This is a genomic window from Prevotella sp. ne3005, from assembly GCF_900110085.1.
In the GTDB taxonomy this organism is placed as follows: domain Bacteria; phylum Bacteroidota; class Bacteroidia; order Bacteroidales; family Bacteroidaceae; genus Prevotella.
Genome location: NZ_FOCK01000005.1, coordinates 191,093 through 205,828 on the forward strand (window position 1 = coordinate 191,093; position 14,736 = coordinate 205,828).

Genomic DNA, 14,736 nt, shown 5'->3' on the forward strand with positions numbered 1-14,736 from the left:
ACAAATCGAGCAAAATAACAAATTAAATTGGGATTTATCAATAATTTTCCTTACCTTTGCGCAAAAAACAAGTAAAGACTCATCAAATGAAACGTTTACAACTCTTAACACTTCTGTCGGGATTGCTCCTCTTTTTCCCTCAAACCACGATGGCCCAGAAGGGTAATCTGCAGAAGGGCGACTACGGTTATCTCTATTGTCATATGAACGATCGCGGGAGGGCTTGGACCGCCTATGCCCTCAGTCGTGATGGCTTTACTTATCACGATCTGCTGGATGGCGACTCCATCTTCAGCGATGCCCAGCATGCCCGTATCGAAGGGGCTACGCGTGATGCTTATATCTGTCGCAAGCACGATGGCAAGGGTTATCTGATGGTGTGTACGGATATGAATGTCGGGGCTCGCGATCGTCTGGGAAAGAAGGAGACGTGGGATAACTACGGCATCGACCTGCTGACGAGCGACGACCTGATTCACTGGCGTTCGGTTACTCTTGACTATCGGAAGGGTGCCAGCATCTTCTCAAATCCTGAGGCGAAGAGTGTCTATCACGACTGGTCGACCATCAACCGCGTGTGGGCACCACAAATCGTGTGGGAAGAGGATTACGTATGGCCCAATGGTAAGAAAGGCGGGTATATGGTCTATTATTCGATGTGGAACCGCAGTGAGGAGAAGTATGACCGTATGTACTATTCCTATGCTGATGAGAGTTTTACTACCCTCACACAGCCTCAGTTGCTTTTCGATTGGGGATATGCCACCATCGATGCCGATATCAACTGGGTGGAGGCCGATCAGAAGTGGCACATGATGATTAAGAAAGAAGGGGGTAAACCCGGACTTTTCACCGCTACGGCTCCTGCGCTCACAGGACCTTGGGGTGAACCAGTGGAGGATGACTATGTCAACTTCGAAGGCAATAAGAAATGTGAGGGTGTGAGTGCCTTCCAATTGGCTGGGGAGAAGACTTGGGTGATTGGTTATATCGAGTATTCTTCGAATCCGAAGAACTACCGTCTCTGCTTGGCTGACGAGAACATGCGCAATTTCCATTCTCCTCGGAATATTCAGGGTGTGGCCCGTCCGCAACACGGCTCTTTCCTACGACTCACGAAGAAGGAATACAAACGATTGGAGAAGTGGAGCAGGGCGCAGAAACATTGAAAATTGAAAATTGAAGATTGAAAAAGAAAGGTAGGCTTAGAGGCCTACCTTCTTTAATTCTACTGCCATTTCCTGTTGCAGCTCTTTGGCTTTCTGTGCCGCCACCTCGGCAAAGTCTTCACCATTCGAGGCGTAGATGATGCCGCGTGAGGAGTTCACCAACAGTCCGCAGTCCTTCGTCATACCGTATTTGCAGACTTCCTGCAACGAGCCACCCTGAGCACCAACACCTGGTACCAGCAGGAAGTGATTAGGCACAACCTTGCGGATATCCTCGAACATCTGCCCCTGAGTGGCACCTACAACATACATCATGTTTTCGTCGTTGCCCCATTCCTGACTTTTCTTCAGTACTTTTTCAAAGAGACGCTCTCCTTGAGCATCTTCTGTGAGCTGGAAATCGTGAGAACCTTTGTTCGATGTCAGCGCTAGCAGAATAACCCACTTGTCTTCATAACCAAGGAACGGGGTCACAGAGTCTTCGCCCATATAGGGAGCCACTGTGAGGGCATCGACGTCATACTGCTCAAAGAAGGTCTTGGCGTACATCTTCGACGTGTTGCCGATATCACCACGCTTCGCATCAGCGATGATGAAGTGGTTGGGGTATTCTTCCTTCAGATAGTCGATGGTAGCCTCGAATGCGAGGATGCCGTCCACACCGTAGGCCTCGTAGAAAGCGAGGTTGGGTTTATAGGCCACACAATAGGGGGCTGTGGCGTCGATGATGAGGGCATTGAACTCGCAGAGGGCGCGGAAGATATAGTCCTCGCCGTCCTTGGCCTTTGCCTCGTCGATAATGCACTGGGGAATCTTGTTGATGTCCGTATCGAGACCCACGCAGAGGAAACTCTGCTTTTCCTTAATCTGCTGTATTAATTCTTTCTTGTCCATTTCAATATCTGATTAATTAATAAGTAGGTCACTTCATAGTTCTGTTTCTTTCATGCGCTCGGCATTCTCGGCAACGGTGAGGGCATCGATCATGGGCTGAATGTCGCCTCCGAGGAAGCCCTGCAGGTCGTGAGTGGTATAGCCAATACGATGGTCTGTCACGCGTCCCTGTGGGAAGTTGTAGGTACGAATCTTCGCCGAACGGTCGCCAGTAGATACCAGACTCTTGCGGCGGCTGGCGATGTCATCCATATACTTCTGGTGCTCCTTATCATAGATAAAGGTATAGAGACGAGAGAGGGCACGCTCCTTGTTCTTCGGTTGGTCACGCGTCTCCGTACACTCGATGAGGATCTCCTCCGTCTCACCCGTATTGGGGTTCTTCCACATATAGCGCAGACGCACACCCGACTCCACCTTGTTCACGTTCTGTCCACCAGCACCAGAGCTTCGGAAAGTATCCCATTTGATCTCACCTTCGTTCACGTGTACTTCGAACTTATCAGCTTCAGGGAGTACGGCAACCGTTGCTGCAGAGGTATGCATACGTCCCTGTGTCTCTGTGGCAGGCACACGCTGTACACGATGCACGCCCGATTCGTATTTCAAGGTGCCATAGACATCAGCACCAGATACAGCGAAGTCAATCTCCTTATAACCGCCAACGGCTCCCTCGCTGACACTCGTGATGGAGAGCTGCCAACCCTTCGAGTCGCAGTAGCTCTTGTACATCTTAAAGAGGTCGCCAGCAAACAGGCAGGCTTCGTCGCCACCCGTTCCTGCACGAATCTCCATCTGCACATTCTTCGCGTCCTCAGGATCCTTCGGGATCAGGGCAATCTTGATTTCCTCTTCAAGCTTGGGCTGAAGTTCTTCGTTGGCGGCCAGTTCCTCACGGGCCATCTCCTTCATCTCGGGATCGCTCTCGTTGGCCAAGATATCCTTAGCCTCCTTGATGCCGTTCAGACAGGCGATGTAGCGTTTGCGGGCATCCATGATGTCGCCCAGATCCTTGTATTCCTTTGTCAGCTTTACGAAGCGGTTCTGATCAGCAATCACGTCGGGGTCGGTAATCAGGGTCGATACCTCCTCGAAGCGGGCTTCCAGTCCGTCAAGCTTTTGCAATATACTGTTGTTATCCACTTATTAAATTGAATATTGAATATTAATAATTGAAGGTTCCGAATTCGCTCTTGATGGTCAGACTCTTCTTGCCTTCCTCAATGTGACCCACGATCTGGGCGTCGATGTTAAACGACTTCGAGATGGCAATCACCTTTTCGGCCACCTCAGCAGGTACGTAGATCTCCATGCGGTGACCCATGTTGAACACCTGATACATCTCCTTCCAATCGGTACCTGAGCATTCGTGGATGGCACGGAAGAGTGGGGGAACGGGGAACATATTGTCCTTAATTACCTTACAATTGTCGTTCACAAAGTGGAGCACCTTCGTCTGGGCACCACCCGTACAGTGAACCATTCCGTGAATCTCTGGACGCAGTTCGTCGAGCAGCTTCTTGATCACAGGGGCATAGGTGCGGGTAGGCGAGAGCACCAACTGTCCTGCGTCTACTGGTGAGCCCTCAACGCCGTCGGTCAGCTGATACTTTCCGCTATACACCAGTTCGTTGGGCACAGCGTGGTCATAGCTCTCAGGATATTTCTCTGCGAGATACTTCGCAAACACATCGTGACGGGCAGAGGTAAGTCCGTTGCTGCCCATACCGCCATTGTAGCGTTTCTCATAAGTTGCCTGACCTGTTGACGAAAGTCCCACAATCACATCGCCCGGACAGATATTCGCATTGTCGATCACATCTGAGCGCTTCATGCGACAAGTGACTGTAGAGTCGACGATGATGGTGCGCACGAGGTCGCCCACATCGGCTGTCTCACCGCCTGTCGGCCAGATGCCGATACCCATCTCACGCAGTTCTGCCAGCAACTCGTCGGTACCGTTGATGATGGCTGAGATTACCTCACCTGGCACGAGCATCTTGTTGCGGCCGATGGTGCTCGACACAAGAATGTTGTCCACCGCACCCACACAGAGCAGGTCGTCGGTATTCATCACGATGGCGTCCTGAGCGATACCCTTCCACACGGAGAGGTCGCCGGTCTCCTTCCAGTACATATAGGCAAGGCTCGACTTTGTGCCAGCGCCGTCGGCGTGCATGATGTTACAATACTCAGGGTCGCCCCCTAAAATGTCGGGGATGATCTTGCAGAAAGCCTGCGGGAAGATACCCTTGTCGATGTTCTTAATGGCAGCGTGTACGTCTTCCTTCGCAGCAGAGACCCCACGCATCATATATCTGTTGTCCATAATCTTTTCCTTTTACCTTTTTACCCTTTTACCTTTTTACCCTTTTACCTTTCCTATTACTTCTCCTTCCCATGCCAGAACTCCCAGCTGGCGAATGCCTGAAGAAGCAGCATCTCCAGTCCGTTCTTCACCTCGGCTCCATATTCAGCACCCTTGCGCATGAAGAGCGTCTGGTCGGGATTGTATATCAGGTCGTAGAGGATAGTGTGATTATCCATCGCCTCGTAAGGCAGCTTCGGGCATACGTCCGTATTCGGATACATCCCCAGGGGTGTGCAGTTCACGATGACGTTGTACTCTTTCACCACCTCAGGTGTGACCTTTTCATATTGGATGGTATCCGGACGTTCATAACGACTCACGAAGACGGGCTCGATGCCCAGCGACTTCAGACCGTAGCAGATGGCCTTCGACGCACCGCCTGTTCCCAGTATCAGTGCCTTCTTGTGCCACTTCTTGTCAATCATCGGCTCGATGCTCTGTGTGAATCCTATCACGTCGCTGTTGAATCCCTTCAGGATGGTCTTGTTCTTCTCATGGGTCACGCGGATCACGTTCACAGCACCGATGGCTCTTGCCTCTGGCGAGATGCTGTCGAGGAAGGGAATCACTTTCTCCTTATAGGGTATCGTGACGTTCAACCCTCGCAATTCGGGTGTTGAGTCGAGAATTTCCGTCAGCTCATCGATGCTGACAATCTCGTAGTTCTCATACTTGGCATTGATGCCTTCATCAGCAAACTTCTGGTTGAAGTAGCTGATAGAGAATGAATGTCCCAAAGGGTAGCCGATCAGTCCGTACTTATCCATATTTTTTCACTTTATACTTTTCACTTCTCTGCGAAATACATCGTGCAGATGCCGAAGGTCAGTCGTTGGAACGACGCCTTGGCGAAGCCCGCCTTCTTAAGTATCTCCACCATGCGCTCTCCCTGGGGAAAGGCCTCGATGGTCTTGGTCAGATAGCCGTATGCACTGGTATCTTTCGAGATGAGCCGTCCGTAGACGGGCAGCACCGTATGCGAGTAGATGCGGAAGAGCTGTTTCATCGGGAAGCTCACGGGTGTGGTCAGTTCCACGATGCTCAGGTGGCCGCCTTTCTTCAGCACGCGCTGCATCTCTCGCAGTCCTTTGTCGAGGTCGGCGAAGTTGCGGATGCCGAAGGCGGCTGTTACCGCGTCGAAGGTGCCGTCCTCATACGAGAGGTTCAGGCAGTCTTCCTTCTCGAAGCTCACTACGCAGTCTAGTCCTTCCTGTTTCACCTTCTGTCTGCCAATCTCCATCATACCCTCGCTGATGTCGGCTCCGATGAGTCGCTCAGGCTTCAGCATTTTGGCGGCGAGGATGGCGAAGTCACCCGTTCCTGTAGCGATGTCGAGCAGGGCCTTAGGCGCAAAGGGCTCCAGCTGCCGGATGGCTTTCCGCCGCCACCCCTTGTCGATGTCCCACGACAAACGGTGGTTCAGTTTATCGTAGGTAGGCGCGATGTTGTCGAACATCTGCTCCACCTGCGAGGCCTTCTCTCCGTCGCCATAGGGCTTTATATTCTCCTGCTCGTACATGTTCTTTGAGCTTTAAGCATTAAGCATTAAGCTTTGAGCATTAAGCTTTGCTGTTATCTGCTTTTGAAGGCATTGAGCCAGCTGCTGACGTTCTTCTCGATGCGCTGGGCGATATCACCCTCGCTCATTTCGCGCTCAAAGCGCTCGCCAACGATATGCTCGTAGAGTTCGATATAGCGTTCAGAGACGCTTTCTGCATATTCGTCAGTAATCTCGGGCATCACCTGTCCAGGCTCGTTCATGAAGTTGTGCTCGATGAGCCACTGGCGTACAAACTCCTTCGAGAGCTGCTTCTGGGGCTCACCCTTGGCCAGCTTCTCCTCGTAGCCGTCGGCATAGAAATAACGGCTGCTGTCTGGGGTGTGAATCTCGTCGATGAGATACACTTTTCCGTCGCGCTTGCCAAATTCATACTTCGTGTCCACGAGGATGAGTCCGCGCTTGGCGGCAATCTCCTGTCCGCGCTGGAAGATCTTGCGGGTGTAGTCCTCCATCACGGCATAGTCCTCTGCCGACACAATACCCTGGGCGATGATCTCCTCCTTCGAGATGTTCATATCGTGCCCCTCGTCAGCCTTCGTTGTCGGAGTGATGATGGGCTCGGGGAACCGCTCGTTCTCTTTCATGCCGTCGGGCAGCTTCACGCCGCAGAGCTCACGGCATCCGTTCTTGTACTCTCTCCAGGCAGAGCCCGTCAGGATTGAGCGGATGATCATCTCTACACGGAATCCCTCGCACTTCAGACCAATGGTTACCATCGGGTCGGGGGTTGCCAGTTTCCAGTTCGGGCAGATGTCGGTCGTAGCATCGAGGAATTTGGCGGCAATCTGGTTCAGCACTTGTCCTTTGAAGGGGATTCCCTTCGGCAGCACCACGTCGAATGCCGAGATACGGTCGGTGGCTACCATCACCATCAGATCGTCGTTGATGTTGTACACATCGCGTACCTTTCCATGATACACGCTCTTCTGTCCTTCGAACTTAAAGTCCGTCTTAGTTAATGCTTTCATTTCTATATCTTTTTCTTTTTACCCTTTTACCTCTTTATCGTATTGTTCATAAGCATTGACGATGCGGGTGACGAGCTTGTGGCGCACGATGTCCGAGCGGTCGAGGTTCACCACGCCGATGCCTTCCACATTATTTAATATATGCAGCGCCTCGATGAGACCCGACTTCTGTGAGTGGGGCAGGTCTATCTGCGTCATGTCGCCTGTGATCACCATCTTTGTGTTCCATCCCATACGGGTCAGGAACATCCTGATCTGCGCGGGCGTCGTGTTCTGCGCCTCGTCAAGGATCACCACCGCATCATTCAGCGTTCGTCCACGCATGAAGGCCAGCGGTGCTATCTGGATGATATTCTTCTCCATCATATCCTGCAACTTTACCTGTGGCAGCATATCTTCGAGTGCGTCGTATAGTGGCTGCAGATAGGGGTCTATCTTATCCCTCATGTCGCCAGGCAGGAATCCCAGCTTCTCTCCGGCCTCCACAGCGGGGCGCGAGAGGATGATCTTCTTGGCCTGTTTCTCCTTCAGCGCCTTTACAGCCAGCGCGATGGAGAGGTAGGTCTTACCTGTTCCCGCAGGACCTACGGCAAACACCATATCGTTCTGCTTGTAGGCATCGATCAGCTTCTGCTGGTTGGCCGTGCGTGCCTTGATGGGGCGTCCAGACATCGAATAGACCACCACATCGTCAGGCAGTCGGTCGCTTGAACGCCTTCCCTTTACTATATCGAGAATATCCTCCTCCTTGAGCGAGTTGAACTGCATCACGTGCTGGCGCATCTTCTCCGTGCTCTCCTCGAAGGCAGCCATCTGCTCCTCGTCACCCAGCACTCTCACCACATTGTCGCGCGCCATGATGCGCAACTTGGGATACAACGAGCGAATCATCTGCAAATGCCCGTTGCCGACCCCATAGAAAATCACGGGGTCAATATCCTCTAAAACAATATGTTTCTCTATCAAATGATATAAAAATTTAATTTCGCTTGCAAAATTACAAAAAATATTCTTATCTTTGCAACGCAAAAGAGATTTTTTCGATGAAACTAACAAAAAAACGATATTTACAGGGTTTTATAGTGGTTGTTCTGCTGCTTGCAGCAGTCCGTGCGGTCTTTCCTGGTGTCGCAGCCACTCGCGCCGTCCCTGTCGAAGCGCCCGCTGAGGCAGCCACTGGTCTGTCGGCCCAGCCCTCGGCTCCGGAGACACCCAATCATCAGAAGACTCCGAATCATCTGAAGACGCCGAAGAAGTACCACCGCATCCTCTCCGTTCCCAGCTATGCTGAGGCTTTTCCCGATACCAATGCCGTTCAGTTGACGGCAGCCGAGAAGTGGGGCGTCAGTCCTGTGAAGAACCGCCGCGATGCTGAGATGCGCAAGCGTGAGCTCGTCTATGTCGATGCCTCGCCCTACTATCATGTCGACCCGCTCTATTCGAGCATCCCATATCTCGTGCCTCGTGCCTCTATTCTGTTGCAGGATATCGGACAGGCCTTCTTCGACAGCCTTTATGTCAAGGGTGTGCCCTTCCACAAATTCATTGTCACCAGCGTGCTCCGCTCTGAGGAGGATGTGGTGAAACTCCGTCGACGCAACGGCAACGCCACCGAGAAGTCGTGCCATCTCTACGGCACCACCTTCGACATCTGCTACAACCGCTACAAGACGGTCGAGGATCCCGATGGACCCGCCCGCCGTGAGGTGCGCAGCGATACGCTCAAATGGGTACTCTCCGAGGTGCTTCGTGACATGAGGGAGCAAGGTCGCTGTTACATCAAGTACGAGGTGAAGCAGGGCTGCTTCCACATGACGGTGAGGTGATAAAATGTAAAAATGTAAGAATGTAAAAATGAAATAACGAAAATAGTATAACAACTTAAAACTTAAAGCATTATGAGATTAGACGGAAGAAGAGAGAGCTCTAACGTGGAAGATCGCCGCGGAATGAGCGGAGGTGCAAAGGCCGGTATCGGCGGCATTGGTGCAATTATCGTGGCAGCCCTGTTTGCTTGGATGAGTGGCGGCGACCCGCTCTCGGCTGGACTGCAGGCTGCACAGGAGCAGATGATGCAGGGACCCACCGAGACCATCGGTGAGGAAAATTTCACAGAGGAGGAGCAGGCTCTCGCCAGCGACTGCAAGAAGATTCTCGCCTCTACGGAGGATGTTTGGGGACCTGTGTTCGAACAAATGGGTGGCACCTATACGCCTCCCACGCTCGTACTCTTCTCTAATCAGGTCAACTCTGCCTGTGGCTCCGCTACAGCAGCCGTAGGTCCCTTCTACTGCTCGGGCGACCAGAAACTCTACATCGACCTCTCGTTCTTCACCCAAATGAAGCGCCAGCTCGGCGTCGAGGGCAATACCTTCGCCTATGCCTACGTCATCGCCCACGAGATTGGCCACCATGTGGAGAACCTCACGGGAACCCTCGGAAAGGCCCATCAAGCTATGAACCAGACTGATAAGGTGAGTGCCAATCAGATCAGCGTTCGCCTCGAACTGCTGGCCGACTATTATGCTGGCGTCTGGGCACACTATGAGGACGCGATGAATCACTCTATGGAGTACGGCGACCTTGAGAAGGGCCTCGAACTGGCCAAGGCCATCGGTGACGACTGGCTGCAGAAGAAGGCGCAGGGTCGAGCCACGCCCGAGTCGTTCACCCACGGCACCAGCGACCAGCGTAAACGCTGGCTCAAGCGAGGCTTCGAGACTGGCGACATGAAGACCTCCACCTTCAGCGTTCAGAACTACAACGACCTATAAGAACTACAACTACCTATAATCAATCCCCGTCTGACATAGCGTCTGGCGGGGATTTCTATTCCGCAAAATCGCCTCTAAAACTAGCCTTGGACTTTAGTCAGAGTAAAGTCGGACTTTAGTCGGAGTAAACCCCCATTTTAGTCGGAGTAAAGTCCTGGTTTACTCGGAGGCTACTCCTTTTATTCGTGGTGATAGGGCTCGCCTTTGATAATGGTGCAGGCGCGGTAGATCTGTTCGGTGAAGACGAGGCGGATCATCTGGTGGGAGAAGGTGAGGCGGGAGAGGGAGAGCTGCTCGTTGGCGCGGGCATAGACGGCAGGGGAGAAGCCGTAGGGGCCTCCGATGATGAAGACGAGGCGGCGGGCGGTGTTGCGCTTCTGTTCGAGCCAGCGGGCCAGTTCGATGCTGCGGAATTCGTGCCCATGTTCGTCGAGCAGTACAACGGTGTCGGAGGGTTGCAGTTGCTTGAGGATGAGTTCGCCCTCGGCAGTCTTCTGCTGCTCTTCAGAGAGATTCTTGGTGTTCTTGAGCTCGGGGATGGTGACGAGTTCGAAGGGCATATAGTGGCTGATGCGCTCAACGTAGTCGTTGATGCCTGCCTGGAAGTGCTTGTCGGTGGTCTTGCCCACGAGGATGAGTAGCGTCTTCATTTCTGGATGGTTTCGTTGGCGAGGAATTCTTCGAATTGGCTCTGGTAGCCATTGAATACGTTGATGTCTACTTCGGGGTGGATGCCAGCGACACGGCCATCAGGACAAAGCTGCCAGAAGGCGAGGTGAACATCGGGCTTGTATTCGCTGTAGCGGGCTATCCACACGCGGTAGTCGCGCTTGATGTCAGGAGCCTGCGAGAGGTAGACATTGACGAAGCGCTGGTTGACATAGAGGATGGGCTTCACGCCTGTGCGCTGTTCGACGAGGCGGAGCCAGGTGCGGATGTTTCGGAACATGACTTCGACACCGCCAGCGGCCTTGATTTGGGCGTCGGTGGGTTCTACGTCGAGCACTGGGGGCAGGTCTCCTTTTTTAAATAAGGTATTGTTCAGGAAGTATTTGGCCTGATCGGCTCCGCTGGTGCGCAGACGGAAGAAGTGGTAGGCACCGATACGGATGCCGTGCTTACGGGCCTGCATGTAGTCTGAGGCGTAGTAGCGGTTGCGCACAGTGGTGCTCTCGGTGGATTTGATGAAGATGAAGGATACGGGATAGTCGGCAGTGCCCTTCACGTTTTTCTGTCCCCGATGGCCGAGGTAGGTGATGCGCATCTTGTTCCAGTCGAAGTTATAACGGCGACGGCCCTGTTCGTGCTGATAGCGGGCGATGTCGATACCGTAGATACGTTCAGAGGTGTAGGTCATGCGCTCGCCCCAAAAGCGGCCGTTCTGCCAGATGCCCACACGCAGGTGAGGTCCTCCTTCTTGCGGGGTGAGCATCTCGAGTCCAAAGCCATGACGGAGGCCTTGCTCCCAGTGGCCCTCGAAGTAGCTGCCGTCGACGCTGAGGTAGGCGCCATGACCTTCTGCCTTGAGGTTGGAGAAGTCGCCGAGGTAGGTGCCGAGAGAGTCCATGCGTATGCCCGATTCTATGGTGTCGTTCTGCCACTTGGCGAGGACGGTGTGTCCTAGGCTGTCGAGGGCGAGACCCGTTCCCTGGCGGGGATGGCTTTTCCACGTTCCGATGTCGAAAGCGGAGAGGTGGGTATCCAACTCTACCTCGAGCCGCTGGCCCTGGGCAAAGGCCGCCACCATCTCGTATCCCTCGTCCTGCACGTTGTGGCGGTCGAAGTAATAGGTGAGCTCATCCTGCACCAACAGGGGTAACAATATATAGAATAATAGCTTTTTCATTTTTTTATGGTGCAAAAATACAAATTATTTTGGAGAATTGCGTATATTTGCAGCAGAATTATTCACTAAGACACGAAAAAGATGATGAAGGACTTCAATTTCTATGCTCCGACGAGAGTGGTGTTTGGCAGGGAGGCAGAAGAAAAGCTCCCGCAGTTGATTCAGCAGTATGGCGGCGGTAAGGTGCTGGTGCACTTTGGCGGCGGCAGTGCCCGCAAGTCTGGCTTATTAGATAAGGTGGAGAAGATGCTCACCGAGGCAGGCATCAGCTTTGTAGAGTTGGGTGGGGTAGTGCCCAATCCGCTGCTCTCGAAGGTGAAGGAGGGTATAGCGCTCTGTCAGAAGGAGCAGGTGGACTTCATCCTCGCTGTGGGTGGCGGTAGCGTGATCGACTCTGCGAAGGCCATCGGCTACGGCGTGGGGTATTCTGGCGACGTGTGGGATTTCTGGGACGGGAAGGCCGTGCCACAGTCGTGCCTGCCCATCGGCGTGATGCTCACCATCCCTGCTGCAGGCTCGGAGATGTCGTCGAGCTGTGTGATCACCAACGATGAGGGAATGCTGAAGCGTGGCGTGAACAGCGACCTCTGCCGTTGTAAGTTTGCCATCATGAACCCTGAGCGCACTTATACGCTGCCGCCCTATCAGACGGCTGCTGGAGCCACCGACATCATGATGCACACGATGGAGCGCTACTTCTCGAAGTATGAGGATGCGCTGCTGACGGATGCCATTGCCGAGGCACTGTTGCGGACGGTGATGGAGGCGACGCCAGAGGTGCTGAAGAATCCTGAGGACTATCGTCACAGGGCTGCCATCATGTGGGCCAGCTCGCTGTCGCACAATGATCTGACGGAGTGCGGTACGGAGAAGGATTTCGCCTGTCACAAGCTGGAGCACGAGCTGAGCGGACTCTTTGGTGTGACGCATGGTGCAGGACTGGCTGCCATCTGGGGTTCATGGGCCCGTTATGTGATGGACAAGCACCTGAACCGATTCGCGAAGTTTGCCGTCAACGTGATGGGTGTGACCAACGACTTTACGGATGCCAAGGCGACGGCGCTGAAGGGTGTGGAGGCCATCGAGCGTTTCTTCCACGCCATCGGCATGCCCACCAGTATCCCGGAACTGATAGGTCGTCAGGCTACAGACGAGGAGATTGAGACGCTGGTGGAGAAGTGCAGCCGAGGGGGCAAGATGAACATCGGTGCGATGGAGGTGCTGACCCCGAAAGACATGACGGCTGTTTACCGTTTGGCGAATGAAAGGTAAAAGTAAAAAGGTAAAAAAGTAAAAATGTAGCTTTGTTGCGTAAAAAAGTGACAAATTATTTGTTTGTTACAAAAGAAATGCTTACTTTTGCAGCCGAAATCAATAAAATGCATACAAAATGAAGAGTCTGAATCTACTTAATGGCCTTATTATTATTCGACTGCAGGGAGCGGTCGGAAGTGACAAGGTATGTAGATAATTGAAAATTGAAGATTGAAATTGAAAATTATGATAGAGCCCTTCTCACTTCCGAGTGTGAAGGGCTTTTTCTTTGCAGGCAGAAATATAGTAAACCAAATACAAGTAACATTAGATTAATTAAAAAGATGAGTGACAGATTGTTTATTTTCGACACGACACTGAGGGACGGTGAACAGGTTCCCGGATGCCAGCTGAACACTGTAGAGAAGATTCAGGTGGCCAAGGCGCTCGAGCAGTTGGGCGTCGACGTGATCGAAGCAGGATTCCCCGTATCAAGTCCGGGTGACTTCAACAGCGTGATTGAGATCTCAAAGGCCGTCACATGGCCTGTGATCTGTGCACTGACGCGAGCCGTGGAGCACGACATCGACGTGGCCTTCGAGGCGCTGAAGTATGCCAAGCACAAGCGTATCCACACGGGTATCGGCACGAGCGATGAGCACATCCAGTTTAAGTTTAATTCTACGCGTGAGGAGATTCTGGAGCGTGCAGTGGCAGCCACGAAGTATGCCAAGCGCTTTGTCGACGACGTGGAGTTCTATTGCGAGGATGCAGGCCGTACGGACAATGAGTATCTGGCCCGTGTGGTGGAGGCCGTCATCAAGGCTGGCGCTACCGTAGTGAACATCCCTGATACCACGGGCTACTGCCTGCCCCAGGAGTATTTCGAGAAGATCAAGTATCTGAAGGAGCATGTAGACGGTATCGACCGCGCCATCATCTCCACCCACTGTCACAACGATCTGGGAATGGCCACTGCCAACACCTTCAATGGTGTGATGGCTGGCGCCCGTCAGGTGGAGGTGACCATCAACGGCATTGGCGAGCGCGCAGGAAACACCTCGCTCGAGGAGATAGCGATGATCCTGAAGTGCCACAAGGGGCTGGGCATCGATACCAATATCAATACCACGAAGATCTATCCCACCTCGAGGATGGTATCGAGTCTGATGAATATGCCCGTGCAGCCCAATAAGGCCATCGTGGGCCGTAATGCCTTTGCCCACTCGAGCGGCATCCATCAGGACGGTGTGCTGAAGAATGTGCATACCTATGAGATCATGGACCCGAAGGATGTGGGCATCGATGACAACTCTATCGTACTGACAGCCCGTAGTGGTCGTGCAGCCTTGAAGCATCGTCTGCATGTGAATGGTGTCGACCTCGAGGAAGAGAAGCTCGACAAGGTGTATGAGAAATTCCTCGTGCTGGCTGATCAGAAGAAGGAGGTGACGGATGCCGACGTGCTGATGCTGGCTGGTGCCGATATGGCTGATACCCACGCTGTGCGTCTCGACTTCCTGCAGGTGACTACGGGTAAGGGCGTGAAGAGTGTGGCTTCCATCGGCCTCGATATCAGCGGACAGAAGTTTGAGGCTGCCGCCAGCGGAAACGGTCCTGTGGATGCTGCCATCAAGGCGCTGAAGAAGATTATCATGAAGCAGATGACGCTGAAGGAGTTTACCATCCAGGCTATCTCGAAGGGTTCAGACGATGTGGGTAAGGTTCACATGCAGGTGGAGTACGACGGTTCGCTCTATTACGGCTTCGGGGCCAATACGGATATCGTGACCGCCTCTGTGGAAGCATATATCGATTGTATCAACAAGTTCAAAGTTGAAGATTGAAAATTCTTGGACTAGCCAAGCGGCAAAGCCGAGCGGAAAATTGAAACATCAA

The 14,736-nt window shown here is 52.9% G+C and carries 14 protein-coding genes; 5 read left to right on the top strand and 9 right to left on the bottom strand.

Annotation, left to right across the window (positions count from 1 at the left end; all coding sequences use genetic code 11):
* The first annotated feature begins 86 nt into the window (after window positions 1-86).
* Complete coding sequence (locus tag BMY16_RS08965; RefSeq protein WP_091841783.1) at window positions 87-1,169, top strand: glycoside hydrolase family 43 protein; 1,083 nt, start codon at window positions 87-89, stop codon at window positions 1,167-1,169.
* A gap of 36 nt (window positions 1,170-1,205) precedes the next feature.
* Here the strand turns inward: BMY16_RS08965 and pyrF are convergent, their stop codons facing one another.
* From pyrF to BMY16_RS09000, 7 genes are read right to left on the bottom strand one after another with little or no spacing between them, the layout of a single operon-like run.
* Complete coding sequence (gene pyrF / locus BMY16_RS08970) at window positions 1,206-2,063, bottom strand: orotidine-5'-phosphate decarboxylase (RefSeq protein WP_091841785.1); 858 nt, start codon at window positions 2,061-2,063, stop codon at window positions 1,206-1,208.
* A gap of 33 nt (window positions 2,064-2,096) precedes the next feature.
* Complete coding sequence (prfA, locus tag BMY16_RS08975) at window positions 2,097-3,206, bottom strand: peptide chain release factor 1 (protein ID WP_091841786.1); 1,110 nt, start codon at window positions 3,204-3,206, stop codon at window positions 2,097-2,099.
* Between the two features lie 22 nt (window positions 3,207-3,228).
* Window positions 3,229-4,392, bottom strand: coding sequence for an AIR synthase-related protein (locus BMY16_RS08980; RefSeq protein WP_091841788.1), 1,164 nt, complete (start codon window positions 4,390-4,392; stop codon window positions 3,229-3,231).
* Window positions 4,393-4,448: 56 nt separating this feature from the next.
* Window positions 4,449-5,201 carry a shikimate dehydrogenase family protein gene (locus BMY16_RS08985; protein WP_091841790.1) on the bottom strand — a complete coding sequence of 251 codons (753 nt, stop codon included), beginning with the start codon at window positions 5,199-5,201 and terminating at the stop codon, window positions 4,449-4,451.
* A 20-nt stretch (window positions 5,202-5,221) separates the two neighbouring features.
* On the bottom strand, window positions 5,222-5,953 hold the full coding sequence (ubiE, locus tag BMY16_RS08990) for a bifunctional demethylmenaquinone methyltransferase/2-methoxy-6-polyprenyl-1,4-benzoquinol methylase UbiE (RefSeq protein WP_091841792.1): 732 nt from the start codon (window positions 5,951-5,953) through the stop codon (window positions 5,222-5,224).
* 53 nt (window positions 5,954-6,006) lie between these two features.
* Window positions 6,007-6,963: a phosphoribosylaminoimidazolesuccinocarboxamide synthase gene (locus BMY16_RS08995; RefSeq protein ID WP_091841794.1), complete on the bottom strand. Its 957-nt coding sequence runs from the start codon at window positions 6,961-6,963 to the stop codon at window positions 6,007-6,009.
* Between the two features lie 18 nt (window positions 6,964-6,981).
* On the bottom strand, window positions 6,982-7,929 hold the full coding sequence (locus BMY16_RS09000) for a PhoH family protein (protein ID WP_091841796.1): 948 nt from the start codon (window positions 7,927-7,929) through the stop codon (window positions 6,982-6,984).
* A gap of 77 nt (window positions 7,930-8,006) precedes the next feature.
* On the opposite strand from BMY16_RS09000, the gene BMY16_RS09005 reads away from it, so the two are divergent.
* Entirely contained in the window at window positions 8,007-8,789 is a 783-nt protein-coding gene (locus BMY16_RS09005; protein ID WP_091841798.1) for a DUF5715 family protein, read from the top strand.
* 72 nt (window positions 8,790-8,861) lie between these two features.
* Window positions 8,862-9,737 carry a KPN_02809 family neutral zinc metallopeptidase gene (locus BMY16_RS09010; RefSeq protein ID WP_091841799.1) on the top strand — a complete coding sequence of 292 codons (876 nt, stop codon included), beginning with the start codon at window positions 8,862-8,864 and terminating at the stop codon, window positions 9,735-9,737.
* Window positions 9,738-9,916: 179 nt separating this feature from the next.
* On the opposite strand, the gene rlmH is transcribed toward BMY16_RS09010, so the two are convergent.
* Window positions 9,917-10,387 (bottom strand): 23S rRNA (pseudouridine(1915)-N(3))-methyltransferase RlmH, encoded by a 471-nt coding sequence (rlmH, locus tag BMY16_RS09015; RefSeq protein ID WP_091841801.1) that lies wholly within the window; start codon window positions 10,385-10,387, stop codon window positions 9,917-9,919.
* Window positions 10,384-11,583 (bottom strand): GH25 family lysozyme, encoded by a 1,200-nt coding sequence (locus tag BMY16_RS09020; RefSeq protein WP_091841802.1) that lies wholly within the window; start codon window positions 11,581-11,583, stop codon window positions 10,384-10,386. Before BMY16_RS09020 ends, rlmH begins: the two co-directional genes overlap by 4 nt.
* Before the next feature lie 84 nt (window positions 11,584-11,667).
* Here BMY16_RS09020 and BMY16_RS09025 point away from each other — a divergent pair, with 84 nt between their 5' ends.
* Together BMY16_RS09025 and BMY16_RS09030 are read left to right on the top strand one after the other, a co-directional pair.
* Window positions 11,668-12,855: an iron-containing alcohol dehydrogenase gene (locus tag BMY16_RS09025; RefSeq protein ID WP_091841992.1), complete on the top strand. Its 1,188-nt coding sequence runs from the start codon at window positions 11,668-11,670 to the stop codon at window positions 12,853-12,855.
* Window positions 12,856-13,181: 326 nt separating this feature from the next.
* Entirely contained in the window at window positions 13,182-14,684 is a 1,503-nt protein-coding gene (locus BMY16_RS09030; RefSeq protein WP_091841804.1) for a 2-isopropylmalate synthase, read from the top strand.
* Window positions 14,685-14,736 lie beyond the last annotated feature (52 nt).